Source organism: Streptomyces tanashiensis, assembly GCF_014648895.1.
Lineage (GTDB): Bacteria > Actinomycetota > Actinomycetes > Streptomycetales > Streptomycetaceae > Streptomyces > Streptomyces tanashiensis.
The window spans coordinates 1-24,246 of sequence record NZ_BMRZ01000010.1 but is presented as its reverse complement, the minus strand read 5'-3'; the positions used below and the strand labels follow the sequence as shown (position 1 = coordinate 24,246).

The window sequence follows — 24,246 nt, the reverse complement described above, 5'->3', positions numbered from 1 at the left end:
GAGGCCGAGTTGGAGAAGGTGACCGCCACGCAGCTCAAGGAGCTGTTCGGGTTGTCGGAAGAGGTATGGACGCGTCTCGCGGACGGCATGATCAGGCCTCTCGACGACGGGGCTCTCGCCGGCGGTCCGAAGAGATGGTCGGGATACGCGTTCGCGCGGTGGCTCGCATCCGCCCATCCTGAACTGGCGGGCATGGTGCCTCTCCTGCTGCGCCCGGCACCGGAGGCTGAGTACCGGTACCTGGGAGGCGAGTACCGCGACGCGGACGACGGAACGGACGTCCGTGCCGAGTACTTCACCGGGCGTTGGGACACTCGGGAGGGTGTCATCGCCATCGTCTTTCCGTGCGGCGGTGTCCCCGACGCGCGGAGCCTCCTCGACGTGCACACGGACACCGCCGGCGTTGTCGTCGTCGAGCACCGCTACGGCCTCGACGGGCCTGAACTGCAGGCGGTGGACCGGGAGCGGCCCGAGCTCGTCTACCACCCTTCGTGGAGCGAACTGGCCTCGCATGTGGGTGGTCCCGTCCCGTGGTGGCCCAGCGCGTTGCGGCGCCGTGCCCACCTCACGGGATGGACCCCCGGAGACGCTCCCGTCCCTGTCGACATGGCCACCTATCCCTCCTGGGAACCGCTCTACGAGCTGGCGCGCCAGGAACCCGAGGGTTCCCCGGTGCGACGAGCCTGCTTCACGATCGGCCACCGCATACGGACCAGTGCGGCGGAGCACGCGTCGTGGGAGATGGAGAACCTCCGCACCTGGTCGACAGGGCCGGGCGACTCGATGGAGTATCCGGCCGTTCCGGCCGTGGCCGACCTCGGCCCCGGAGAGCTCGCGACGGACGCTGTCGTCGGCGCCGGACTCGCCGAACTCTGCGGGCGTACGGACGACCTGGCCGTGGAGTGTCTCGAACATGTCAGTGCCTGGAGCAGCGAAGATCTACCCTACGGTGGCACTTTTCAGGTGACCCGAACGGACGTCACCCGGGTCGCGGCCGAGTGGATCAACCGGCTGCGGGCCGTCCCGCCGACCGCTCTCCACCGGGTGTGGGAGGAGAGCTACGACACCGTGGGCACCTTCGTGGATCCGGTGACAGGCAGCCCGGTGGTCGCGGTGAAGGGGAAGTTCGCCTTTCGTAGTGTCCGTGAGATCACCTACATAGGCCTGGCCCCCAAGCGTCTGCCCGAGGGGACGGTGCTCAAGGAGGTCATCCTCGACGACCCGATCTGGGTGCGCACCGATGACGGAGTGCTCTACCCGGCTCCCGTCATGGACGCGCCAGGGCTGTCCTGGGGGTACGACGGTTCGGGACCCCACACGCTCGCCCAGTGCGTAGGGCGGCTGCTCGATGACGGAGGCGCCCACGCCGTCACCTATGGCGACGTCCGCAAGGACGAGCCCGGGCTCGGGGAGTGTTTCCGGATCAAGCACAAGCGGGGGACGCGTCTGACGCGGCGTGACCTCGTACGCGCGCGTACCGGCGGATGACGGTGGGCCGCACCGCTTTCCGACCGCGCCGCCCGTGACCGCGTCCCGTCCCGCGCCACACCCCGCCCCCTCCGAAAGGCCCTTCGTTCATGTCCCGACGCCGCCCGCGCCCCGCCTGGCAGGTCGCCGACTTCTTCGCCCTGGAGCGGGAGGCGGAGGTGTACCTCGCGGCGGTCGATGCCTGCCTGGCCGTACCCGCCGTTGCACGGCGCCTCGGAGTGCGGCCCCAGGCCACAGCCGAGAACGCCCGTGCGGCTCTGCTCACCGAGCCCAACGTCGAACAGGCCGTCGCGCCTTGCAGGGCCACCCAGGAGCGCTTTCGCGCCTTGCTGGAGCGCAGCGAGCGGCAGCGTCGCCGGCTCGACTACCTCCACGACCGCACACATCCTCTGACCGTGGTCCTCTGTGCCATCACCGTGCTCGCCCTGGGCGTAGCGGTCTTCTCCTCATGGCCCACGGCCCTCGCCGCCGCGGCGGCTCCGCCGCTGACCGCGGTGGTGATCTGGCGGCACCCGGTGTGGCGCATGCGCGTCCTGCTCAACCTGCGCGAGTGGACCCTGCGTCCGCGCGCCGCCCTGCTGCACAGAAGGACCGCGTGGGCGGCAGCCGCCTGGAGCCGGGACCTCCAGGAGAACGGCGTTCGCCCGCTGACGGAACTGGTGGTCGAGGCGCTGCTCGGCGAGGACCACGACTCGCTGCTCCTCGCGGACAACTTCCATGGCCTGCGCTCGCCGCGCAATCCGCGGTACGTGGTCGAGAGCCTGGCCGCCCGGAGCCTTCGTCGCAAGATCGCTCAGCTCGAAAGCGGCGGGACGATCGCCGTCAGCGGCTCCCGGGGCGCGGGCAAGTCGACCCTCCTGGAGACCTGTGCGGGCGAGGCCGGGTTCGCGGTCGTCGTGCAGGCCCCGGCCACCTACTCGCCGTACGACTTCCTGCTGTCCCTCTACGTGCGGACCTGCGAGAGTTACCTCGTTCACCAAGGTCATGTGCCTCCCGCGTTCCTCCGGCTCTCGCCCTTCCGGAGAGTGGCGCGCCGACTGCTGCCGGCGCTGCGGAAGGGATTCACGCTGCTGGCTTTCGGGTTGGCGGCGGGTTCACTCGTCTTCCTCGGCCTGGCCGCATCCGTGCGTTCCCTCACGGACCGGCAATGGCCGACCGTGCGCGCTCGGGCCGTGGATCTCTGGCGCCAGGCGGTGCACGTGGTGGTCGACATCTGGGAGGGCGAGCGGATCGGCGCGGCGGTCCTGGTCGCCGTCGCCGGCGTCCTGCTGTGGAGCCTGCGACGGTGGGAGCGGTGGCGTGCCGTTCGCCGATACGCCCGGGTCACCCTCGTCGTCGCGGGTCTGGGCCTGATCGTCGCCGTCTTCTTCTCGCTGTTCGGCGACGACGACCTGCGCACCCTCGTGGGGGAGGCCGTCGGCCGGGGCGGCGGGAAGGGGCTCTTCCTGCTTTCTGTGTCGCTGGTCGGCCTTGCCATCCTGCTGAGCGAACAGCCATGGGAGATCCGCGGGCGCGTCCTCCTCGCCCCTCGCCGGCGGCGTCCCGCCGGATGGGCCCTCTTCGTCACCGGGCTCGCGTTGCTCTTCACCATGCCCCTGACGCGGGCTCTGGCGGCCGACCCCGAGAATCCGCTCCGCCTCACCGCCGCTCTCCTGGGCCTGATGCTGATCAAGACAGCCACATGGAGCCCGACGAACCCGATCCCGCCCCTCGTCACCACGTGCCGTGACGAGCTGTTCAGGCTGCAGACCGTACAGACGGCTTCCTCCGCCGTGACGGCAGGACCGCCGCAGCTGCTCGCCGCGCAGACGACGTCGCTGTCGACGGTGCCGCCGAACTTCCCCGAACTGGTCTCCGACTTCCGCACGCTGCTGCAGGAGATCGCCGCCGAGCAGCACCGTCAGGAGCGGCGGGTCGTGATCGCGATCGATGAGGTGGACCGGCTGGGCTCCGATACCGCGGCGCTCGCTTTCCTCGGCGAGATCAAGGCCATCCTCGGCGTGCCCCACGTCCACTACCTGATCTCGGTAGCCGAGGACGTCGGTGCGTCCTTCGTGCGGCGTGGGCTGCCTCATCGGGGGGTCACCGACAGCTCGCTGGACGACATCGTGCACGTTCTTCCGTGCACGCTGGAGGAGTCCGAGGAGATCCTGGAGCGTCGGGCGTCCGGTCTCTCCGAGCCCTACAAGGCGCTCACGCATGCCCTCTCGGGCGGAGTGCCCAGGGACCTGATCCGCTATGGCCTGCGTCTGGACGAGATCGAGGCCAAGACGCGGTTCGTGGAACTCGACGACATCGCGGGGCAACTGATCCTCGAGGAGCTCAGCGACACGCTCGCCGGGTTCCGCACACTCCTGGGCAAGCAGCGGTGGACGGCGCGGACCGGCACGATCCTCGTCGCCTTCCGGAACGTGATGGACCATCTGCGTCCGGCTTGTCCTTGCGGCTCGACCGAGCTCCGGTGGGCTCTGGAACACGTGGCCTTCCACGACCTCGGCGGGCACCTGGGGGAGGAGGCTGCCGCAGAGGTCTCGGACGAGGCCCGGGAACTGCTCGACGAGGCTTCGGCCTACGCCTTGTTCTCTCTGACCCTGCTCGACATCTTCGGCAGGGGCGACTTCGCCCGCCGTCGGGACGAGGCAGCGGCCCGCGGCCCCTCCGGGGCCCTGGAGCTGCTCGGCCGCGCTCGTCAGGAGCTGGAGGTGTCGCCGTACAGTGCGCGGCACCTGATGGGATCGATCCGTAGCGCGTGGCAGCTGCCGGAAGGCCCGACCGCCGACCCGCGGGTCACTGTCCCGATGCCACGCGACGCCGACTGCCCGCGCCATCCGAGGGTGTCGGTCTGACGCTGTCCGAGGTCACGCGGTGGTGCCTCACGGTGGTCAGGCGAGGGTGAGGGGGAGGGTGGTCAGGCCTCGGGTGAGGCGGGATCGGTGGTGGGGGAGGGGGTCTGCGGGGGCGGTCAGGTGGGTGTTCGGGAAGCGGGTCAGTAGGGTGCTCAGGGCGATTTCCGCTTCCGCTCGGGCCAGTGGGGCGCCCGGGCAGCGGTGGATGCCGTGGCCGAAGGCGAGGTGGGCGCCGGCGTCGCGGTCCAGGTTCAGGTGGTTCGGGTCGGGGAAGGTCGCCGGGTCGCGGTTCGCCGCTCCCGGGGCGATCAGGATCGGGTGGCCCGCTGGGATGTCGACGTCGCCGATGCGCAGGTCCGCCGTGCTGTGGCGGAAGGTTGCCACGCTCACCGGGGAGTCGTAGCGGAGCAGTTCGTCGAGGGCGCCGGGGATCAGGTCCGGGTTCCGGCGCAGGCGGTCGAGCGCCTCCGGGTGTCGGAGCAGGGCCAGGACGGCGTTGCCGATGAAGTGGGTGGTGGTCTCGTGCCCCGCCACCAGGAGCAGGGCGGCCAGGGAGACGCTCTCGTCGCGGTCGAGGCCGCCTTCCTCGCAGTCGCGCAGGAAGGAGTGCAGCGGGCCGTCGCCGGGGGTGGCGCGGGCCGTGTCGACGAGGTCGGTCAGGTAGGTGCCGATGTGGTGGGATGCGGCGTCGATGATCCCGTTGTCGGTCGCGTCGAAGAGGTCGTGCGATCGGGCGGCGAGCGTGGTGCGGTCGGCCTCCGGGACGCCCAGGAGTTCGCAGACGACGGTGACCGGCAGGGGGACCGCAAGGTCCGCCACCAGGTCGATCCGCGTGCCCGGCCGCCATGTGCTCATGAGGTCGTCGACGACCCGGGTGATGTACGGGCGCAGTTCCCGGACCCGGCCCGTGGTGAACAGCGGCGTCGCCACCCGGCGGTGGCGCGTGTGCGCGGGTGGGTCGCTCGTCAGCATGGTGCGGGAGATCGCCGGGTGCAGGTCGCGGTTCGAGGGCCGGTCGGCGAAGAAGCGGGCCGTGTCCTTGGACAGGCGGGGGTCGGTGAACGCCTCGCGGGCCTCGGAGTGACCGGTGATCAGGTACGCGTGGTGTCCGCCGGAGCCGGTGGGGATCCGCTGGACCGGGCAGCCCTCGCGCAGCCGGTCGTAGGTGGGGTAAGGGTCGGCGAAGAAGCGCGGATCGCGCAGGGGGTCCTGCCGCTGCGTGCTCATGAGGCCTCGCTCGCGTTCTCGGGCGCCGGATGCCGGGCGGGGGCCTTCTTCACGTTCACGCCACCAGTATGTGAGGCGCTCCGTCGTCGAGTCGCGCACCGCTGTCGGCGGAATCGACTCGTCCGGATGTGTGCGTGTGGTTACGAACTGTCAACTCTGAGGATGTTTAGGCAATTTGGCCGCATGCAGACTTGCGGCGTACTCAACAGCGCTCAGAGACACGAAGGGCTCACGCATGCCGGAAATCTTTCCCGTCATCGACCTCACGCCATGGTTCGAAGGCGGTGGTGACGAGCGGGCCGAGGTCGCGAAGCAGGTCGACGAGGCCCTGCGGACGTCGGGAATCCTCCTGGTCACCGGTCACCGGGTGCCCTCGGAGCTGAGGGACCGGACGCGGGCGGTGGCGCGGGAGTTCTTCCGGCTGCCCGCCGATGTGAAGGGCCGTTCCTCCATCGCCTTCGGCGGCCGGGGCTGGATCGCGCCCCGCTTCGCCGAGGCCGAGGGGTACGAGGGGACCGCCTCGATGGCGCCCGACCTGAAGGAGTCCTTCTCCTTCGGCGCCGACCGGGTGACCGGTGACGACGCCGTCGACGCCCGCTGGTTCCGGCCGAACACCTGGCCCGCCGAGGTCCCGGGGATGCGCCCCGTGGTCACGGAGTACATCGAGCGCATGCACGCACTGTCCGACGAGCTGATGTCGCTGTGCGCCGTCGCCCTCGGGCTCGGTGCGGACTTCTTCGCCTCGTACCTCGACCACCCCACGTACGGCTTCAACTTCAACCGCTACCCGCCGGTCGACCCCACGCGCCCGCCGGCGCCCGGGCAGTTCAACGTCGCGCCGCACACCGACTTCGGCACCATCACCGTGCTGGACCGCGAGCCCGGCCCCGGTGGTCTTCAGGTCTACACGTCCGAGGACACCTGGGTGGACGCGCCGTACGTCCCCGAGGCCCTGACCGTGAACATCGGCGACCTCCTCGCCCGCTGGACCGGCGACCGCTGGCACGCGACCCGGCACCGTGTCCTGCCTCCGCAGGCGAGCGCTCCCCAGGACGACCTGATCTCGCTCGTCTACTTCTTCGAGACGAACCACAACGCTCTCATCGAGTCGATGGAGCCGTCCATCGGCCGCACGAGCTTCCCGTCGGTCCTCTCGCACGAGTACCTGCGGTCGAGGCTGGCCTCCATCGCCCCGAAGGCGAAGCACTGACCCGGATCCCGGGCGTACATCCACACACCACATGACGCAACAGGGGGGAATCATGAAGGAACAGGCAGCAGCGGGGGCGGACAGATCGATGGTTCGACGTCTCGCCGAGATGTCGAACCTCTACACGCCGTGGTCGCTCAGGACCGCGGTGACGCTGGGGCTGCCGGACCTGATCGCCGAGGGACCGGAGGGGGTCCTCGGCGTCGAGGAGCTGGCGAAGCGGTCGGGAACCGACACCGACGCCCTGCGGCGGCTCACCCGGCACCTGGCCAACCTCGGCCTGTTCGAGGAGGTCCGGCCGGACGGACTGCGGCTGACCGAGCTGGGCGAGGCGCTCCGCTCGACCCACCCGGCGAGGATGGCCCACTTCCTCGACCAGAACGACGCGTTCATCCGGTCCAACGACGCGGTGATCCCCGCCATGGCGGACTCCATCCGCACCGGCGCGGCCGCCTGGGGGAGCGTCTTCGGGAAGGACCTGTGGGGGAGCCTGGCCGCGGACCCGGAGCTGTCGGCCTCGTTCGACCGCACCATGTCCCAGCACGCCGACATCCTGGGCCGGCGGCTGGCCGGGATCGGGGAGTGGTCCTCGGTCGGCAGCGTCGTGGACGTCGGCGGCGGCAGCGGCCAGCTGCTGGCCAACATCCTGCGTGAGCACGGCCATCTGAAGGGCACGGTCGTCGATCTGCCCGACACCGTGGCCAGGGCGGCCGCGATCTTCGACGCGGCCGGGGTCTCCGACCGGGCCGAGGGCGTCGGCCGGAGCTTCTTCGAGCCGCTGCCCGCGGGAGCCGACGTCTACCTTCTCGTGCACGTCCTGCACAACTGGCCGACCGGTGAGGCGGCGAAGATCCTGAGGAACTGCGCCGAGGCGGCGGGCGGTTCCGGCAAGGTGTTCGTCGTGGACCAGGTCATCGCCCTCGAGGGGCACGCGGCGCCGTTCATCAGCACGCAGCGCGACCTCTGCATGCTGGCCATGGTCGGCGGTCAGGAGCGCACCGCCGAGGAGTTCGAGGCACTCGGGGAGGAGGCCGGTCTGCGGCTCGTCCAGGTGACCTCGCTCGGTCCGGACGGCAACTCCCTGCTGGAGTTCGAGAGCCGGGGCTAGCACGCGTGGCGAGGTCACGGCCGTTCGGCTGTGGCCTCGCCACTTCGGTGGGAGAGCCGGCGATGAGGGGGCGCCGTTCACCCGGGTGCTATAGCCAGGAGCGCTGGGCCGCCTTGAGGCCGGCTTCGAACCGGCTGGTCGCGCCGAGACGTTCCATGATGGACGCCATCTGACGGCGGACCGTGCGGACCGAGACCCCGAGGCGCTGGCCCGCCGCCTCGTCGGTCAGGCCGGACGCCAGCAGCCGCAGGAGCTGCCGTTCAACGGGGCTGAGGCCGGTGTCGGGGTCGCGGCGGGTGCACGCCCCGAGGGGCTCCGCCTGCGACCAGGACTGCTCGAAGAGGGTCACCAGCGAGAGGACGATGCCGGGTTCGGTGACGTACAGCGCGCCCTTGCGGCTGTCCGCCGGGTCGAGCGGGACCAGGGCGTGGCTGCGGTCGGTGATGACCATGCGCTGCGGGACGACCGGGGCCGTGCGGACCTCGCCGCCGTGCCGCAGAAGCCAGTTGGCGTGCTCGACGGTGGCGGCGTCGTTGCGTACGCAGTCCTGGTAGAGCGTGCGGAACGTGACCCCGCGCGACAGCGCCTCGGCGTTGGGCTCCCGGCTGGCGAGCAGGTCCTCGGCGCGCTGTGCCCGGCCGGGGTGCACTCCCATGCACTCCTCGGTCATGGTGCGGCCCATGATCTCGAGGCGGTTCTGGATCGCGTCGAGCCCCAGCAGTCGCTCCCCGTGGGCTCCGTTTCGCCGGCCGTCGTCGGCGTGAGCTGCGAAGAGCTCGGTGACGACGGCGCGCGAGGCCGCCAGCTCCGCCTGTCTTCGGGCCAGCTCGGCCTCCTGCTGACGGAGGATGTTCGCGAGCCCGACCTGAGGGCTGACGGCGCACAGGTCGCCGGGGTGGTCACGGGACACGCGGACGAGCATGAGCCGGCCGAGCTCGTCCAGGGCGGCGCGTACTTGATTCTCGGTCAGTAACGTTGCAACTGCCAACTCCGCAACACCCGATTCGGGCTGATCGAGCATGGCCCGGTAGATGGAACTGGCTTGTACGGACAGCCCAAGCGTCTCGAGCACCGTGGTGTTTCCCCCTTGTTCTGAGGCCCCCGTAGGGGTCTCCTGCGCTGAGGATCATGGCAGCAGGTCCGGAATGATTCAAGGTCAGGCGGCATGTGCGGGGTCGGTCGGAGGTCCCGGCTGGCAGCAAGCTGTCAGACCTGATGATGTCGCCCGATGCGGCTTCCCCCATGGCCAGATGACGTTCACAGTGGATCTCGAGCCGCTCGGCATCAACCGCCGGGACAAGGCTTCGCAATTTGCACGATCATTACCGTCACTTGAGTAAGGGTTTCCCTCATGGCCTTCTCCCCTCGCCTCGCCCTCTTCGCCGCGGTCTGCGCCACCGCGCTCACCGCTCTCCTGGCCGCCCAGTCGGGCACCGCCGCGGAGGCCGGCCAGGGATGGGTCGCGAGCGACATGAGCGCGCCGGTGGTCCAGGTCCAGAACGACCTGTCCTGGGGCTGACAGACGGTGCAAGCCGTCTACGCGTCCCTGACCGCCTTGCCCGGGGTGGTCGTCGGACCGGACGACGCCAACGAACTGGCCGACGGACTGTGGGCGCACGCCACACAGGCGGACGGCTTGGAGCATGTCGTGGTCCAAGCGCAGTCGGCAGGCCGCGTCGATCTCATCATGTTCCTCCTGGGGGGAGCGCACCCCGACCCCGTGCGCCGGGCAGCTGCCTTGATCCGAGGGTGCTACAGCGCGTCGGGAACCTTGCCGTTGAAGTACGAGGCGCCCGCCGCACCCGGGCCCGACAGGCCGCAGGCCGGCGCCAGTTGAAAGGCTTGACCGAGAAGTGGGCTTTGATCGTTTCGTGGAAGCAACCGCAGTGATCGACCGATGCGCGGCGTTTCCCTCGCCCTGCGGGTCGGGGGCATGTGACACGGCGCGCCTGCTGGCCCTTTCCGACGAGGCCTGGCGCGACGGCCGGCTCGAGGACGGCATCACCCTCGCGGAATCGGCCACCCGCATCGGGTGCGACGCGTCGACCGGCGAGTGCGCGTTCCACGCGCACATGAAGCTGGCGCTGCTCCTGTCCCAGGTCCGCAGGTTCGAGCAGGCCTGGAAGATCCTCGACGCCGTCGGCGCCGCCGCCGAGGGCGGGCGGAAGTTCGCCGTCTCCGTACTGGTCAGGGCGCAGGTGACCGCCGCCTCCGGAGACCTGGCGAAGGCCGTCGACCTCGCCCGGGCCGGACTGGTCGCAGCGGAGGAGGCGGGCCTGCGGGCCTGGATCCCGCTGGGCCACTTCGTCCTCGCCTCGGCCGCGCTGCGCCAGGGCGAGCTGGCGACCGCCATCCGGTACGCACGCCAGCTGCAGGAAGACGCCATGTTCGGCCGCGAGATGCTGCCCGCGGGCCAGTCCGCCTGGGCCGTGGTCCAGGTCGCCGAGGCCGACCGGGGCGGGGAGCGGACCGTGCGGCTCGGCGCGGAACTCCTGCTGTCGGGATCCGTCACCCGCCAGCTCTTCATCGCCGAACCGGCAGCGGTTCCCTGGCTCGTACGGCTCGTGCTGAGCGCCGGCGACACGGCACTGGCCGCCGAGGGCGTCCGCGCGGCCACCCGGCTCGCGGAGCGCAACCCGGGGGTCCACTCCGTCGCCTCGGCCGCCCTGCACGCCGCCGGACTGCTGGAGAACGACACGGCGAAGCTCCGGAAGGCCGCGGAACTGCACGTCGATCCCTGGGCACGGGCCTCGGCGCTCGAAGACCTGGCGATGGTGCTGGCCCGTACGGAATCCGGCCGCTGCGAGGCCGCGCAGACGTACGAGGAGGCCATGCGGATCTACCTCGACACGGGCTCCGTGCGGGACTCCTCGCGGGTCCGGAGCCGCCTGCGCTCCATCAACGCGAACCCGAACCCCCGCGACCCGGGCCTGCCGCGCAGCGGCGTGCCCAGCCTGACGGACACCGAGTACGCCGTCGCCAAGCTCGCCGCACAGGGGTTCACCAACGGCCAGGCCGCGGAGCAGCTGTTCCTGTCCCGGCACACGGTGGCCTTCCACCTGCGCAAGATCTTCCGCAAGGTCGGCGTCGGCTCGCGCGTCGAACTCGCCCGGGAGTGGAGCCTGCTGGACGTCGACGGCGCCGCCGGCGAAGGAATATGACGTGGTGTCGCACCCCCTCGCCGGCCGGACCGTCCCCCGGTCAGACCTGTGCGGCGGGAGCGGGCTTCACGTTGGGATTGCGCGCGAAGACGTTCTCCGGGTCGTAGGCCCGCTTCACGGCCTGGAGCCTCGCGTACGTCGCCGGCGGATAGGCGGCGGCGATGTCCTCCTCGTCCGCCTCACTGAGGAAGTTGCTGTACGCACCCCGCACGTACGGGGAGAGCGACTCCCAGAACGCGGCGAGCGCGGGTGCCGCCGCCTCGTTCTCCTCCCGCGTCCCCATGTTGATCGTGTTCATCAGGACCTCGGAACCGCGGTGCGCGAAGGCCGTGGCGTCCTCCGGCACACGGTTCACGGCGCCGCCGAGACTGCGGAACTCGAGGAACAGGGTGCGGAAGGCGCCCGCCCCCTCCAGCGCCGCGTCGACGAACGCGTCGACGCACTCGGTCACGAACCGGCTGCGCACCGTCGGCTCCCAGCCCGGCGGGAGCCCGCCGGACGGTGCGAGCACCTGCGGGACCGGCACCAGGTCGACGGTCTTGCTCTCGGCCGTGCCGAGGGCGAGGAGCGGTGCGATCGCCTCGTCGCCGTCGTCCCCCGCGTAACAGAAGATCACCGTGATCGGGGCCGGCGTGTCGCCGCGCGTGGGGAAGAGCGTCACATGGGACATGAGGGCGTCGGGCGCCTGCCGCATGTGCCGGGCCCAGCCCTTGAGCACCTGGGCGGCCTCGGCGCCGGGGTACACGACCCGGCCGTACTGGACGCGCTCCAGCGGGCGGGCGGTGATCTCGAAAGAGGTCACGATCCCGAAGTTCCCGCCTCCGCCGCGCAGCGCCCAGAACAGCTCCGGGTTCTCCTCGGCGCTCGCCCGCACGACGCGCCCGTCGGCGGTGACGAGCTCGGCGGCGGTCATGTTGTCGAGGGCCAGGCCGTCGGCGCGGGCCGTCCAGCCGATGCCGCCGCCGAGCAGCAGCCCGCCGACACCCACCGACGCCGTGTCCCCGGAGGAGAACGCCAGGCCGTGTCCGGCCAGGTACGCGGCGACCTCGCTCCACACGGCGCCCGGCTCGACGCGCACCCGGTGCCGCTCGGCGTCGAGGAGCTCGACGGCCTTCATCGGCGACAGGTCGACGACGAGACCGCCCCGGCCCGTGCCGTAGCCGGCCAGGCTGTGCCTGCCGCTGCGGACGGAGATCTCCAGACCCCGCTCGCGCGCGAACAGGACCGCCCTGCGGACGTCGTCCGTGCCGTGGCAGCGCACCACGGCCGCCGGTTCGCCCTTGCGGGAGAACACATGGCGCAGTTCTTCGTACGTCTCGTCGCCGGGCAGGACGACCTCGCCGGCCAGACTCCCGGCCAGTGCCTCGACCGTCTCGTGGTTCATGCGTTCCGCTCCATGTGCGTGGTGGGCTCGGTTCGTACGCCGCTGTCGGCGGGGTTCAGGTGCATCAGGGCCCGGGCGGCCAGCCGGTAGCCGAACGAGCCGAGGCCGACCACCACACCGCTCGCCAGCGGAGCCATCACCGACTCGTGGCGGAACCGCTCGCGCGCCCAGACGTTGCTGAGGTGCACCTCGATCCAGGGGCGCGGGTACGCGGCGAGCGCGTCCCGCAGGCTCCAGCCGGCGATCATGAGGGCGCCCGGATTGACGATGGCACCCACGGTGTTCGCCCGGTGCTCGTGCACGGCGCGGACCAGGTCGCCCTCGGAATCGTGCTGCACCGAATGGACCTTCCACCCGCGCTCCGCGAGCTCGTCGCCCACGGCGGCCGCGATGTCGGCCAGGGTGTCCGTTCCGTACACGTCCGGTTCGCGTTCACCGAGAATACCGAGATTGGGACCGTTCAGAAGAAGAATTGCGCTCAAGGGCCACCTCTTGTATCGGAAGGGCGCAGTGCGGCGAGGAGCGCGTGAGACAGCCTGTGCCGCATGCGCACGTACACGCAATCCTGCGCGACGCACAACGTGTTCGGCATCGCACAGGTTGACAGTGCTGCCCCGGCCGCCCAAGAGAACTGTCAGGCTGAGGGATGCCGCTCCGGTATCCCGCTCACTAATGTGGGACCTCGCCACACGAACGTCCGGGAGCGGGCGGATCACCCGAATTCGGCGCCTGAATCGCAGATTCGTCGATCGGTCGATCGGTCGAGTCGATTCGCCGAATTGGCGAGCCGATTCAGGATTCGCCGATCCGCGGTCCGTTCCACGCCTGTCGAAAAAGGAGAGCCGCCGGCCATGACGCAAGCGTCCACGCGCGAGGATCTGTGGGTTCGCCGCTACCACTCGGCCCCCGACAGCCCGATGCGTCTGGTGTGCCTGCCGCACGCGGGCGGATCGTCGACCTTCTACTTCCCGGTCTCCAAGGCGCTGTCGCCCGCCGTCGAGGTGCTGGCGGTCCAGTACCCCGGCCGCCAGGACCGCCTCGCCGAGCCCGGCATCGAGTCCCTGCCGGAGCTTGCGGACCGGATCTTCGAGGCGCTCCAGCCGTTCACGGACCGGCCGCTCGCCCTCTTCGGCCACAGCATGGGCGCCGTCCTCGCCCACGAACTGGCCCTGCGGATGCGGGACGCGGGTCTTCCCGACCCGGTGCGGCTCTTCGTCTCCGGCCGACGTGCGCCGTCCTGCCGTCGCGACGAGGACATCCGGCTGCGCTCGGACGCCGGAATCCTCGACGAACTGAAGGCGCTGCACGGCACGGACGAGTCCATGCTGAACGACCCCGACGTGCTCGACATGATCATGCCGGCGATCCGCAGCGACTACCGCGCCGTCGAGACCTACCAGCTCGCGTCCGACGGTCTGCTCAGCTGCCCCATCACCGTGCTGACCGGGGACGACGACCCGCGGGTCGCTCCCGCCGAGGCGGACCTCTGGCGCGAGTACACCACCGGTGAGACGGACCTGCACGTCTTCCCCGGCGGCCACTTCTTCCTCGCCGACCGCGCCGCGGACGTCGTCTCCCTGGTCGCCGACCGGCTGGCAGCCGGGAACGCCACGACGGCCGTGGCGGGTTGAGCGCGGTGAACGCCGGCACGAGTGAGGAGCGCCGCGAGATCTCCCAGGCCGTTCCGGAGACGTCGCGGAGGATCGACGTCGCGCTCGGCGAGCGCTCGTACGCCGTGCACATCGGGCCGGGCGTACGCATGCTGCTCGCCGGCGAGGTGGCCGCCACCGGCGCGCGCCGGGCCGTGGTGGTGACCGCGCGCGGGCCCGAGGCGGTTCCCGACCCGGGTGTCCCCTTCCACGTGGTGGAGGTCGCCGACGGGGAGGACCACAAGAACCTGGCCTCCGTGGAGGCGCTCTGCCGGTCGTTCGCCGAGTCCGGACTGACCAGGGAGGACGTCGTCGTCTCCTGCGGCGGCGGCACCACCACCGACCTCGTCGGCCTCGCCGCGTCCCTGTACCACCGGGGCACCCCGGTCATCCATCTGCCGACGTCACTCCTCGCGCAGGTGGACGCGAGCATCGGCGGCAAGACGGGCGTCAACCTCCCCGCGGGCAAGAACCTCGTAGGCGCCTACTGGCAGCCGAGGGCCGTGCTCTGCGACACCGACTACCTCGACACCCTGCCCCCACGCGAGCGGCTGAACGGCTACGGCGAGATCGCCCGTTGCCACTTCATCGGCGCCGGGGACCTGCGGCGGCTGCCGCTGCACGAGCAGATCGCGGCCAGTGTGGCCCGTAAGGCCGAGGTGGTCGCCGCCGACGAGCGCGACACGGGCCTGCGTCACATCCTCAACTACGGCCACACGCTCGGGCACGCGCTGGAGCGGGCCACCGACTTCGCGCTGCGGCACGGCGAGGCCGTCGCCGTCGGAACGGTCTTCGCCGGACGGCTCGCCGGCGCGCTGGGACGCATCGGCGCGGAGCGCGTCGCCGAGCACCTGGAGGTCGTCGGACACTACGGCCTGCCGACCCGCCTGCCGGCCGGCGTGGACGCCGGAGAACTCGTCGCACTGATGCGGCGGGACAAGAAGGCGACCTCCGGTCTGGCCTTCGTCCTGGACGGACCGGCCGGGGCGGAACTGGTCCGCGACATCGACGAGGCGACCGTCATGGACTGCCTCCGCGCGATGCCCCGCGAAGGCCGCTGCCCCGCAAAGGGCCGCTGACCCGCAAGGGCTGCTGACCCGCAAGGGCCGCTGACCCGCGACGGGTCCCGTACTTCCTTCTCTCGCCCGCTCTCTCAACGCCGCGGAGGCCAGTCAGCATGCTCACGGACACCGAAACCGGCACCGACACGGCCGCCGGTACCGACACCGACACCGATGTCGTCGTCGTCGGATACGGGCCGGTCGGCGGGGTGCTGGCCATCCTGCTCGCCCAGCGCGGCCGGCGGGTGACCGTGCTCGAACAGCGCGCCCAGCCGTACCTCCTCCCGCGCGCCACCAGCTTCGACGGCGAGACCGCCCGCCTCATCGCCGGCACGGGCATCGGCCCCCAGATCGGCGAGTTCACCGAACCGGCCGACGGCTACCGCTGGCAGAACGCCGCCGGGCAGGCCCTGCTGGACATCGACTTCGCGGCCGTCGGCCCGTACGGCTGGCCCGACGCCAACACCATGCACCAGCCGACCCTCGAAGCACGCCTCGCCGCCCGGCTGTCCGCCCTCCCCGGCGTGGACATCAGGCGCGGGGAGCGGGTCGTCGGTCTCGCCGACGACGGGGAGCGCGTCGAGGTGACCACCAGCGGCCCCGACGGCGCGACGCGCTCCGTCACCGCCCGCTGGGTGGTCGGCTGCGACGGCGCCCGCAGCTTCGTGCGCGAGGCGCTCGGCGTCCCCGTCACGGACCTCGGATTCTCGTACGACTGGCTCCTCTGCGACGTCGAACTCGCCGAGCCCCGCGTCTTCACCCCCAGCAACGTCCAGATCTGCGACCCGAAGCGGCCGACGACCCTGGTCGCCAGCGGCCCGGGCCACCGCCGCTGGGAGTTCATGCGCCTGCCCGGCGAGAGCAACGCCGAACTGGAGCGGCCCGAGACGGCATGGCGGCTTCTCGCGCCCTTCGACGTCACCCCGGCCAACGCGACCCTGCTGCGCACGGCCACCTACACCTTCCAGGCCCGCTGGGCGGACCAGTGGCGGGTGGGCAGGGTCCTGCTGGCCGGCGACGCCGCGCACCTCATGCCGCCCTTCGCGGGCCAGGGCATGTGCTCCGGAATCCGGGACGTCGCCAATCTGGCGTGGAAGCTCGACCTCGTCCTGCACGGCCTGGCCGACGTCTCCGTGCTCGACAGCTACACCACGGAACGCCGGAAGCAGGTGGAGGAGTCGATCCGCTCCTCGGTGAAGCTCGGCAAGGTCATCTGCGTGTCCGATCCGGGCGCCGCGGCCGACCGGGACGCGGCGATGCTCGCGCGGGCCTCGTCCGGTACGAGCACCCGGCCCGAGCCCGCACCGCCGCTCTCCGGAGGGCTGCTCTACCAGCGCTTCACCGGGGTCACCGAGCCGCCCGCCGGCGACGTCGCACCGCAGGGCCGGGTCCGGTACCGGGGGCGTACGGGTCTGTTCGACGAGGTGGTGGGGCGCGGCTTCGCCCTGCTCACCACCGAGGACCCGCTCGCCGCCCTCGGCGAGGAGCGGCTCGGATTCCTCGCGGGCCTGGGTGCCCACGTGGTCCGTCTCGTTCCGCCCTCAGGCGGTGACGGCGGTGACCGTGGTGACAACGGTGACGCCGGTGACGACGGCTCCGCCGCGGCCGATCTGGACGGCGTCTACCTCGCGCATCTGGGGCGCTGCGACGGTACGACCCTGCTGGTCCGGCCCGACTACCACGTCTTCGGCGCGGCGAAGGGGGCTGCGGAGGCGGCGACGCTCGTCGACGACCTGCGGGCCCAGCTCACCGGAGCGGCGCGGGCCCCACGGTCCCGGCTCGGGATCTGAGACCCCGTCCCTCCCTCGATTCTCCCCCCGTACACCGAGTCCCCGTTTCCTACTTCTCTCGTGGAGGTTCCCATGTCCGAGACGCTCACCGCACGCGACGTGTTTCTCCGGGTGATCGACGCCGTCCCCAAGCTGGTCGCCGGCGACGCCTCCCAGGCCGACGTGCTCGCCGCGCTCTACGCCGAAGAGACCCGCGTGGAGCACCCGATGGCGCCGGTCGGCGACACCCCGATCCTCACCCGCGAGGCCATGCGCACGCACTTCGCCGAGGGCCCCGGGAAGTCCGCGGCCTCCGGCCTGCGCGACTACCGCGCGGAGGACGTGGTCATCCACGAGTCGACCGACCCCGAGGTCGTCGTCGCCGAGTTCACCTACCGCGGCACGGTCAACGGCAAGGACCTCGCCCTGCCGTGCGTGTACGTCCTCCGGGTCCGCGACGGGCTCATCATCGAGTCGCGCAACTACACCAACCACCTTGAGGGTTCCCGCGTCTTCGGTCGCCTCGACCAGCTCTTCGCCGCCCTGAAGCAGCTCTGAGGCAGCTCTGAGCTCTGAGGCAGCTCTGAAGCAGCTCTGAAAGAGCATGAAGAAGGCCCGGTCGGGCGGAACGGCTGACACGCCGTCCCGCCCGACCGGGCCTTTCTGTTCCGTGCTGTTCCGTGAGAGCCGTCGCCCGCCGCCGTCAGAGCGAGCGGGCCAGCGCGCACGCGCCGCGCAGCGAGGACAGGCCGCCGAGGACGGCCGGGCGGACCGGCGTGGCCGGGCCGCCGTCCCGGGCCAGCCGGGAGACCTCCCGGGCCACCCTGTCGACGAATCCGGGCATCCCCTCGGCGAAGCCCCCGCCGATCAGCGTGAGCCGCGGATGGAGCAGTTCGTGCACGCTGACGACCGCGGCGGCCAGCGCCGCGCCCGCCTCGTCCAGGGCCGCCAGGGCCCAGGGCGCACCCTGGACCACACCCGTACGCAGCGCCTCGAAGGTGACGTCCGTGCCGCGCAGTCGAGAGGCACGCCGCAGCGTGGCCGGGCCCGAGGCGACGGCCTGCACGCATCCCCGGCGCCCGCAGACGCACGGGGCGCCGTCCCGTTCGACGACGACGTGCCCGATCTCGAAGGAACCGAGGGCAGTCCCCGGGCAGATGGCGCCGTCGGCGACGAATCCGCCGCCGACACCGGTGCCCACCCCCAGGTAGAGCAGCCGGTCGCAGCCCGCGGCTTCCGCCTCGGCGAGCGCGCCCAGATCACCGTCGTCGGCCCAGCCGACGGCCGCCTCGGGGAACAGCCCCCGCAGGGCCGCCGCCAGGTCGAGGCCCGTCCACTCCGGCCGGCTCGGCCAGGTCAGGACCCGGCCCGCAGGGTCCACGGTGGCGGGCATGGCGACACCCACCGCCCGGAACCCGCCGCCGGTGCCGGCACCCGTGCCCGTGCCCGTATCCGTCCCCCCGCCCATGCGAGCGCGCAGCCCGCCGACGGCGTCGGCGAGCTGCGCGAGATCCGCTGTGGCGCTGTGGCGTTCGTTCCACGGGAAGGACACCTCGTACGGGTCCTCTCCTTCGGACTCGACCCGGAAGGCGACCTTGGTGCCTCCGACGTCGACGCCGAGGTGACGTCCCGTCCGCACTGTGCGATCCACCGCGTGTGTCCCCGTCTTTCAGTGACCGGGGATCGCGGGGCAGACCGCGAGCAGGTCGGCGGGCCCGCGCAGGACCACGTCCGGCCCGCAGGCGAGCAGCTCCTCCTCGTCGATGGTCGCCCACACGGCCGCGGCCGTGGAGACCCCCGCGCCCTGCGCGCTGGCCATGTCGGTGGGCGCGTCGCCCACCATGACGGCGCGCTCGGCCGGCACGCCGAGCAGATCGAGGGCGTGGAGCACGATGTCCGGGGCGGGCTTCGGCCGGGGGATCTCGTCCGATCCGATCACATGGTCGAAGTACGGGAGCAGGCCGAGGACGTCGAGCAGCGAACGGGCCCGCTCGCCGGCCTTGCCGGTGGCTATCGCGAGGCGCAGCCCGCGGGAGCGCAGGGTCGTCAGGAGTTCGACGATGCCGTCGAAGACCCGTACCTCCTTCGCGAGGCGATAGCTCTCACGGACGAAGGGCTCCTCCATCTCCAGCGGGAGCCCCATGATCTCCATGATGTCGGTGAAATAGCGGCCCTGGTGGCGCTGGTACTCCTCGAACGGCGCGGGGCCGTCGCCGACGACCTCCGCGTAGGCGCGGGTGAAGGCCTCGTTCATCACGGCGAGGCTGTCGACGATGACGCCGTCCAGATCGAAGATCACGGCGTCCCTGACCGGAATCAGCGTCGCCGTGGTGGTGTCGGACGGTTCGACCGGGCTCGTTGTCATGACATTCCCAGGGGGAGGAGGGGAGAGGGTTCGGGGGAGGACGCGCCGAGCGCGAGGGCGGACTCGTAGAAGCGCTCCGTGATCCGGATGTTCCTGCGGATGTCCGCCACGGCGCTGCCGCGGTGGGAGGGATCGGCGAGGAGCCGGGGCAGGTCGTCGAGCTGGCGGCCGTACTCCACGCCGATCGGCTCGGCGGGCAGCGCGATGTCCTCGGTGCGGCCCTCGCGGGTCAGCGTGAGCGTCGGCACGGGCTCCCGGTTCGGGCTGAAGCCGAAGACGCAGCGGAGGGTGGCGGTGCCCGCACTGCCCTCGACCCGGACCAGCGTGAGGTCGCGGGCCGCGTGCGAGGCCCAGCTGGCGCGCAGCGCGACCGAGGTGCCGTGCTCCGACACCAGGAATCCGCGGGCCGTGTCCTCCACGTCGCCGCGGAGCTCGGCCTGCGGGCCGTCCTGGCGCCAGGCGGCGCCCCACGACGGGTCGTTGACGAAGTCGTCGGAGACGGTGCCCGAGACCTGGACCATGGGAACCGGCCCGAGGATCGCGTCGAGGGTGTCCAGCAGATGCCAGCCGAGGTCCAGCAGCACACCGCCGCCCGCCTGGCTGCGACTGGTGAACCAGCCGCCGGACTTCGGCACGCCGCGGGCGCGCGTCCAGGAGAGCTCCACGTGACGGACGGTTCCCAGCGACGGCACCAGGTCCAGCAGGACACCGATGTCGCCCCGGTAGCGCGAGGCACTGCCGGCGAGCAGCATCGCACCGCCGTCGGTCTCCGCCTGCGCCAGCTTCTCGGCCTCGGCCGAGTTCAGGCAGACCGGCTTCTCCACGAAGACCGGGATGCCCCGCTGGAGCAGGGCGACGGCCACCTCGGCGTGCAGGTGGTTGGGTACGGCGACCACGGCGAGGTCGACCGACCGGCGGTCGAGCTCGTCCACGTCGGCGAGGACCGCGGGACGGGAGTGGTCCGACGCGCCCGCCCGAACGCCGTCCCGCGCACCGTCTCGTACACCGTCCCCCGCGCCGTCCTGCGCGCCGTCCTGCTCGTAGGCGGCGCGGGAGGCCGGGCTCGGGTCGACGACGGCCACGACGTCGAACGCGGGATGCTCCCGCAGCCGGGGCAGCCACAGTTCGCGGCCCGCCCAGCCGAGCCCGACGACCGCGACCCGGACGCTCATCGGGCGGCCAGGGTCTCGGCCACCACCTCGGCCACGATGGCCGCGGTGACGTGCATGTCCTCCTCGGTGCCGAGGAGCACGCGGTGCTGGAGCCAGACGCAGTCCCGCGTGATGGCCTCGGTGTGGGGGCAGAGCTCGGCGAGCTCCTCCACCGTCATGTCCGGCGCGCCCGTCTCCCAGAACGCGTCGGTACGGTAGACCGCGCGGAAGGCGACGAACGCCGGCAGCCCGCGGGCGACGAGCGCCTCGACCAGCGCGTTGCGGCCCTCCTCGGAGATGCCGGGGATCCGGAACATGGCCATGTAGTGCGAGTTGTGGTCGGCGCGCGGGTCCACGGTCTGCGGGACCACGCCGGGGATCTGGCGCAGCAGCTCCTGGAGCACGGGCCAGCGCTGCTGACGCGTCGCGATCTGCGCGTCCAGGCGCCCCAGCTGCGCGCGCAGGACGGCCGCCGAGAACTCGTTGAGCCGGAAGTTGGAGCCGCTCGTCTCGTGGAAGTACCGGCGGTCGGTACGGGGACGGCCGCAGCTGTGGCGGATGAACGCCTTCTCGTACGTCTCCGCGTCCGGGAGGAGCACCGCGCCGCCCTCGCCCGCCGTCATCAGCTTGCCGTTCTGGAAGCTGAACGCGGACACCGGGCTCAGCTCGCCGACCCGCTTGCCCTCCCAGCGCGCGCCGTGCGCGTGCGCCGCGTCCTGGAGCAGCGGGACGCCCGTGTCGGCGGACAGCTTGCCGAGCGCGTCCATGTCCGCGATCTGACCGGCCATGTGCACGGGCATGATCGCCCGCGTCCGCGGCGTGATCGCGGCGGCCACCGTCACCGGGTCGATGTTGTACGTGTCCGGGTCGACGTCCACGGGGACCGCGACGGCGCCCAGACGCTGCACGGCCTGCGACGAGGAGATGAAGGTGAAGGCGGGGACGATGACCTCGTCGCCCGGGCCGATCCCCATCACCTGGAGGGCGAGCTCCAGCGCATGGGTTCCGTTCGTGACCGCCAGCGCGAACGGCGCACCGTGGTGGGCCGCGAACTCCCGCTCGAAGGAGTCCACCTCGCTGCCGCCCATGCGCCACCACTGGCCCTGCTCCAGCGCACGGATCAGGCCGGTCCGCTCGTCATCGCCGAACTGGGGCCATGCGGGGAATTCCGGTGCCTGTCGGGGATTCATGAATCTCCTGTTCTCCCGCCTGGGCGGGAATGCGTCCGAGGGTGCCCGGGAACATGCCACGGACGGGTTCCGCGTCCCGAAACACCGTCACCGTGCCGAAAATCGCCTGCGATTGCCGTCGCCCGGTCGACATGGGTGATGACGCGGACGGCATCGTGGCTGGGGTTTCCTCAGGGTAGTGCGGCGCCTTCGGCCGGACATCCCCCGGTCTGGTAGTGATCAGCCCCCTCGCCGGGGCCCCGCAAGGGCCCTGCCAGGCCCTACCAGGGTGAGGGATGTCGCGCCGCCGACCCCCGAACTAGCCTGGCCGAAAGGTCCAGTCTTGGGACTTCTCTCGAACGATTCTGGTAATTCCGGAAGGTGTGACGTCATGGTGCAGGGCGAAATCATCAAGACCCTTCCGGAATTCCTTCTGGAGCACGCCGAACGATTCGGCGACAAAACCGCTTTCGTCGACCGGGGGCGCTCGGTCGGCTACCGGGAACTGGAGGCGAGGACGGCCCGGCTGGCCGGCCATCTGGCGGACCTCGGCCTCCGGCGCGGCGACCGCGTCGCCCTCCTCCTCGGCAACACCGTCGCCACCGTGGAGAGTTACCTCGCCGTCGTCCGCGCCGCCGGTGTCGGCGTCCCCGTCAACCCGCGCTCCACGGCCGGCGAACTCGACCACATGCTCGGCGACAGCGGCGCCCGGTTCGTCATCACCGACCCGCAGAACGCCGCCCGGCTCCTCGACCGCCCGGACGACGCCCCGCCGCTCGGCCCCCTCACGCTGCTCGTGACCGGCGCCGGACCGGTGCCGGCGGGCTGCCTCTCGTACGACGAACTCGCCGCCGGAACCCCGTCGGGCGACCGTACGCCGACGCCGTCGGGTGACGCACCGGTCCTCCCGGAGGCCGCGCCGGCCCCGTCCCGCCCCCGCGACGACCTCGGGCCCGACGAAGTGGCCTGGCTCTTCTACACCTCCGGCACCACCGGGCTCCCCAAGGGCGTGCTGTCCACCCAGCGCAACTGCCTCTGGTCCGTGCTGAACTGCTACATCCCCGTCCCGGAACTCTCCGCCGACGACCGCGTGCTGTGGCCCCTGCCGCTGTTCCACAGCCTGTCCCACATCGCCTGCGTCCTGTCGGTCACCGTGGCCGGCGCCACCGCCCGCATCCTCGACGGACACTCGCCGCAGGACGTCCTCGACGCACTCCGCGACGACCGGTCGACGTTCCTCGCCGGCGTCCCGACGACGTACCACTACCTCGTCGAGGCCCTCAGGGACGGCGGCTTCACCCTGCCCGACCTGCGCATCGGCCTCGTCGGCGGCGGCGTCACCTCCGCCGCCCTGCGCCGGGCGTTCGAGGACACCTTCGCCGTGCCCCTCGTCGACGCCTACGGCAGCACCGAGACCTGCGGCGCGATCGCCATCAACGCCCCCCACGGCACCCGCGTCGAGGGATCCTGCGGTCTGCCCGTCCCGGGCGTCGGAGTCCGCGTCGTCGACCCCCGCACGGGCGAGGAGGTCCCGGCCGGGCAGGAAGGCGAGGTCTGGGTCCAGGGACCGAACGTCATGGTCGGCTATCACAACAGCCCGGAAGCCACCGCCGAGGCCCTGCGCGACGGCTGGTTCCGCACCGGCGACCTCGCCCGCCGGGACGAGGCCGGCCACCTCACCATCTGCGGCCGCATCAAGGAACTCGTCATCCGCGGCGGGGAGAACATCCACCCCGTCGAGGTCGAGACGGCAGTGCGCTCCTTCCCGGGCGTCGCCGACGCGGCCGTCGCCGCGAAGCCGCATGAGGCGCTCGGCGAGGTCCCCGTCGCATACGTGGTCCCCGCGCCCTCCGGCTTCGACGCGGAAGCACTCCTCGCGCACTGCCGCGCCCGACTGGCCGCCTACAAGGTCCCCGAGGAGATCCACGAGATCGAGGCGATCCCCCGCACGGCGTCGGGGAAGGTCGTCCGGCACCGCCTCGCGGAGGTCCCCGGACGCCTGAGGATCGCGGCCGACACCGCGGGCCGGTCGTTCCGGCTCGCCGAACCCGACCCCGCCGTCCACGCCGCCCTCCGGGCGGACCTCGCGGGCCGCGAGGAGAACGCACAGCTGCGCGTACTCGAAGAGCTGGTCCGCACACAGGCGGCCGACGTGCTCCGCCTTCCCGCGACGGAGGACATCACCCCCGACCGCGCCCTGCGCGACCTGGGATTCACTTCGCTCGCCGTCGTCGAACTGCGCAACCGGCTCGTCCTCCACACCGGCCTGAGCCTGCCCACCACGATCACCTTCGACCACCCGACCCCGCGCGCCCTGGCCGCCCACCTGCGCGCCGAGATCCTGGGGATCACCGAGTGGTGGGACGCCGACGCGGCCGCCGCGGGAGGGACGGACACCGACCCGCACGATCCGATCGCGATCGTGGGGATGGCGTGTCGTCTGCCGGGTGGTGTGACGGGTCCGGAGTCTTTGTGGCGGATGGTGAGTGAGGGGCGTGAGGGTCTGTCGGGGTTCCCGACGGATCGTGGTTGGGACTTGGAGGGTCTGTTCGACGCTGATCCGGACAATCCGGGGACGACGTATGTGCAGCGGGGCGGTTTCCTGCATGAGGCGGGTCGGTTCGATGCGGGGTTCTTCGGGATCTCGCCGCGTGAGGC

Annotated in this window: 19 protein-coding genes; 11 read left to right on the top strand and 8 right to left on the bottom strand. The window is 71.6% G+C overall.

The genetic code is table 11. The annotated features are described in order from the left end of the window. Window positions 1-9: 9 nt before the first annotated feature. Window positions 10-1,488, top strand: coding sequence for a hypothetical protein (locus tag IE237_RS26150; RefSeq protein WP_189804574.1), 1,479 nt, complete (start codon window positions 10-12; stop codon window positions 1,486-1,488). An 89-nt stretch (window positions 1,489-1,577) separates the two neighbouring features. Continuing rightward, entirely contained in the window at window positions 1,578-4,334 is a 2,757-nt protein-coding gene (locus tag IE237_RS26145; protein ID WP_189804573.1) for a P-loop NTPase fold protein, read from the top strand. Window positions 4,335-4,370: 36 nt separating this feature from the next. Here IE237_RS26145 and IE237_RS26140 read toward each other — a convergent pair whose 3' ends face one another. After that, a complete protein-coding gene (locus IE237_RS26140; RefSeq protein WP_189804572.1) occupies window positions 4,371-5,561 on the bottom strand; it encodes a cytochrome P450 family protein in 1,191 nt (396 codons plus the stop codon). 235 nt (window positions 5,562-5,796) lie between these two features. Here IE237_RS26140 and IE237_RS26135 point away from each other — a divergent pair, with 235 nt between their 5' ends. After that, window positions 5,797-6,771, top strand: coding sequence for an isopenicillin N synthase family dioxygenase (locus IE237_RS26135; RefSeq protein WP_189804571.1), 975 nt, complete (start codon window positions 5,797-5,799; stop codon window positions 6,769-6,771). Window positions 6,772-6,859: 88 nt separating this feature from the next. Further along, the gene (locus IE237_RS26130; RefSeq protein ID WP_189804570.1) at window positions 6,860-7,879 is read left to right on the top strand and encodes a methyltransferase; all 1,020 of its coding nucleotides are present in this window, start codon (window positions 6,860-6,862) and stop codon (window positions 7,877-7,879) included. An 88-nt stretch (window positions 7,880-7,967) separates the two neighbouring features. Here IE237_RS26130 and IE237_RS26125 read toward each other — a convergent pair whose 3' ends face one another. Beyond that, the gene (locus tag IE237_RS26125; RefSeq protein WP_229842894.1) at window positions 7,968-8,789 is read right to left on the bottom strand and encodes a helix-turn-helix domain-containing protein; all 822 of its coding nucleotides are present in this window, start codon (window positions 8,787-8,789) and stop codon (window positions 7,968-7,970) included. A gap of 441 nt (window positions 8,790-9,230) precedes the next feature. Here IE237_RS26125 and IE237_RS26120 point away from each other — a divergent pair, with 441 nt between their 5' ends. Next, window positions 9,231-9,398, top strand: coding sequence for a hypothetical protein (locus IE237_RS26120; RefSeq protein WP_189804568.1), 168 nt, complete (start codon window positions 9,231-9,233; stop codon window positions 9,396-9,398). A 352-nt stretch (window positions 9,399-9,750) separates the two neighbouring features. Further along, on the top strand, window positions 9,751-11,040 hold the full coding sequence (locus IE237_RS26115) for a helix-turn-helix transcriptional regulator (protein WP_189804567.1): 1,290 nt from the start codon (window positions 9,751-9,753) through the stop codon (window positions 11,038-11,040). A 40-nt stretch (window positions 11,041-11,080) separates the two neighbouring features. On the opposite strand, the gene IE237_RS26110 is transcribed toward IE237_RS26115, so the two are convergent. Both IE237_RS26110 and IE237_RS26105 read right to left on the bottom strand, forming a co-directional pair. Continuing rightward, window positions 11,081-12,424 carry an FAD-binding oxidoreductase gene (locus tag IE237_RS26110; RefSeq protein WP_189804566.1) on the bottom strand — a complete coding sequence of 448 codons (1,344 nt, stop codon included), beginning with the start codon at window positions 12,422-12,424 and terminating at the stop codon, window positions 11,081-11,083. Beyond that, on the bottom strand, window positions 12,421-12,906 hold the full coding sequence (locus tag IE237_RS26105) for a type II 3-dehydroquinate dehydratase (RefSeq protein WP_189804565.1): 486 nt from the start codon (window positions 12,904-12,906) through the stop codon (window positions 12,421-12,423). The genes IE237_RS26110 and IE237_RS26105 overlap by 4 nt, the downstream gene beginning before the upstream one ends. A 369-nt stretch (window positions 12,907-13,275) precedes the next feature. Between IE237_RS26105 and IE237_RS26100 the strand changes: the two genes are divergently transcribed. The 4 genes from IE237_RS26100 to IE237_RS26085 all read left to right on the top strand — a co-directional run bounded on the left by IE237_RS26100 (window position 13,276) and on the right by IE237_RS26085 (window position 17,461). After that, window positions 13,276-14,055, top strand: a complete 780-nt coding sequence (locus tag IE237_RS26100; protein WP_189804564.1) for a thioesterase II family protein — start codon at window positions 13,276-13,278, stop codon at window positions 14,053-14,055. Window positions 14,056-14,093: 38 nt separating this feature from the next. Continuing rightward, the gene (locus tag IE237_RS26095) at window positions 14,094-15,152 is read left to right on the top strand and encodes a 3-dehydroquinate synthase family protein (protein ID WP_370468285.1); all 1,059 of its coding nucleotides are present in this window, start codon (window positions 14,094-14,096) and stop codon (window positions 15,150-15,152) included. Between the two features lie 98 nt (window positions 15,153-15,250). Continuing rightward, window positions 15,251-16,924, top strand: a complete 1,674-nt coding sequence (gene mhpA, locus IE237_RS26090; protein ID WP_189804563.1) for a bifunctional 3-(3-hydroxy-phenyl)propionate/3-hydroxycinnamic acid hydroxylase MhpA — start codon at window positions 15,251-15,253, stop codon at window positions 16,922-16,924. A gap of 72 nt (window positions 16,925-16,996) precedes the next feature. Next, complete coding sequence (locus IE237_RS26085) at window positions 16,997-17,461, top strand: nuclear transport factor 2 family protein (protein WP_189804562.1); 465 nt, start codon at window positions 16,997-16,999, stop codon at window positions 17,459-17,461. 145 nt (window positions 17,462-17,606) lie between these two features. On the opposite strand, the gene IE237_RS26080 is transcribed toward IE237_RS26085, so the two are convergent. From IE237_RS26080 to IE237_RS26065, 4 genes are read right to left on the bottom strand one after another with little or no spacing between them, the layout of a single operon-like run. Continuing rightward, window positions 17,607-18,554: an ROK family protein gene (locus IE237_RS26080; protein WP_229842892.1), complete on the bottom strand. Its 948-nt coding sequence runs from the start codon at window positions 18,552-18,554 to the stop codon at window positions 17,607-17,609. Between the two features lie 18 nt (window positions 18,555-18,572). Continuing rightward, window positions 18,573-19,268, bottom strand: coding sequence for an HAD-IA family hydrolase (locus tag IE237_RS26075; RefSeq protein WP_189804561.1), 696 nt, complete (start codon window positions 19,266-19,268; stop codon window positions 18,573-18,575). Further along, the gene (locus IE237_RS26070; RefSeq protein WP_189804560.1) at window positions 19,265-20,440 is read right to left on the bottom strand and encodes a Gfo/Idh/MocA family protein; all 1,176 of its coding nucleotides are present in this window, start codon (window positions 20,438-20,440) and stop codon (window positions 19,265-19,267) included. The genes IE237_RS26075 and IE237_RS26070 overlap by 4 nt, the downstream gene beginning before the upstream one ends. After that, window positions 20,437-21,609, bottom strand: a complete 1,173-nt coding sequence (locus IE237_RS26065; protein ID WP_189804559.1) for a DegT/DnrJ/EryC1/StrS family aminotransferase — start codon at window positions 21,607-21,609, stop codon at window positions 20,437-20,439. Before IE237_RS26065 ends, IE237_RS26070 begins: the two co-directional genes overlap by 4 nt. 370 nt (window positions 21,610-21,979) lie before the next feature. Here IE237_RS26065 and IE237_RS26060 point away from each other — a divergent pair. Next, window positions 21,980-24,246: AMP-binding protein (locus IE237_RS26060; protein ID WP_229842891.1), on the top strand; the 2,267-nt coding region annotated here is incomplete at its 3' end.

Coding starts and splice junctions, on each gene's coding strand:
- mhpA (WP_189804563.1), top strand. CDS start 15,251: ATGCTCACGGACACCGAAACCGGCACCGACACGGCCGCCGGTACCGAC.
- IE237_RS26145 (WP_189804573.1), top strand. CDS start 1,578: ATGTCCCGACGCCGCCCGCGCCCCGCCTGGCAGGTCGCCGACTTCTTC.
- IE237_RS26100 (WP_189804564.1), top strand. CDS start 13,276: ATGACGCAAGCGTCCACGCGCGAGGATCTGTGGGTTCGCCGCTACCAC.
- IE237_RS26140 (WP_189804572.1), bottom strand. CDS start 5,561: ATGAGCACGCAGCGGCAGGACCCCCTGCGCGATCCGCGCTTCTTCGCC.
- IE237_RS26135 (WP_189804571.1), top strand. CDS start 5,797: ATGCCGGAAATCTTTCCCGTCATCGACCTCACGCCATGGTTCGAAGGC.
- IE237_RS26130 (WP_189804570.1), top strand. CDS start 6,860: ATGGTTCGACGTCTCGCCGAGATGTCGAACCTCTACACGCCGTGGTCG.
- IE237_RS26070 (WP_189804560.1), bottom strand. CDS start 20,440: ATGAGCGTCCGGGTCGCGGTCGTCGGGCTCGGCTGGGCGGGCCGCGAA.
- IE237_RS26110 (WP_189804566.1), bottom strand. CDS start 12,424: ATGAACCACGAGACGGTCGAGGCACTGGCCGGGAGTCTGGCCGGCGAG.
- IE237_RS26075 (WP_189804561.1), bottom strand. CDS start 19,268: ATGACAACGAGCCCGGTCGAACCGTCCGACACCACCACGGCGACGCTG.
- IE237_RS26085 (WP_189804562.1), top strand. CDS start 16,997: ATGTCCGAGACGCTCACCGCACGCGACGTGTTTCTCCGGGTGATCGAC.
- IE237_RS26120 (WP_189804568.1), top strand. CDS start 9,231: ATGGCCTTCTCCCCTCGCCTCGCCCTCTTCGCCGCGGTCTGCGCCACC.
- IE237_RS26065 (WP_189804559.1), bottom strand. CDS start 21,609: ATGAATCCCCGACAGGCACCGGAATTCCCCGCATGGCCCCAGTTCGGC.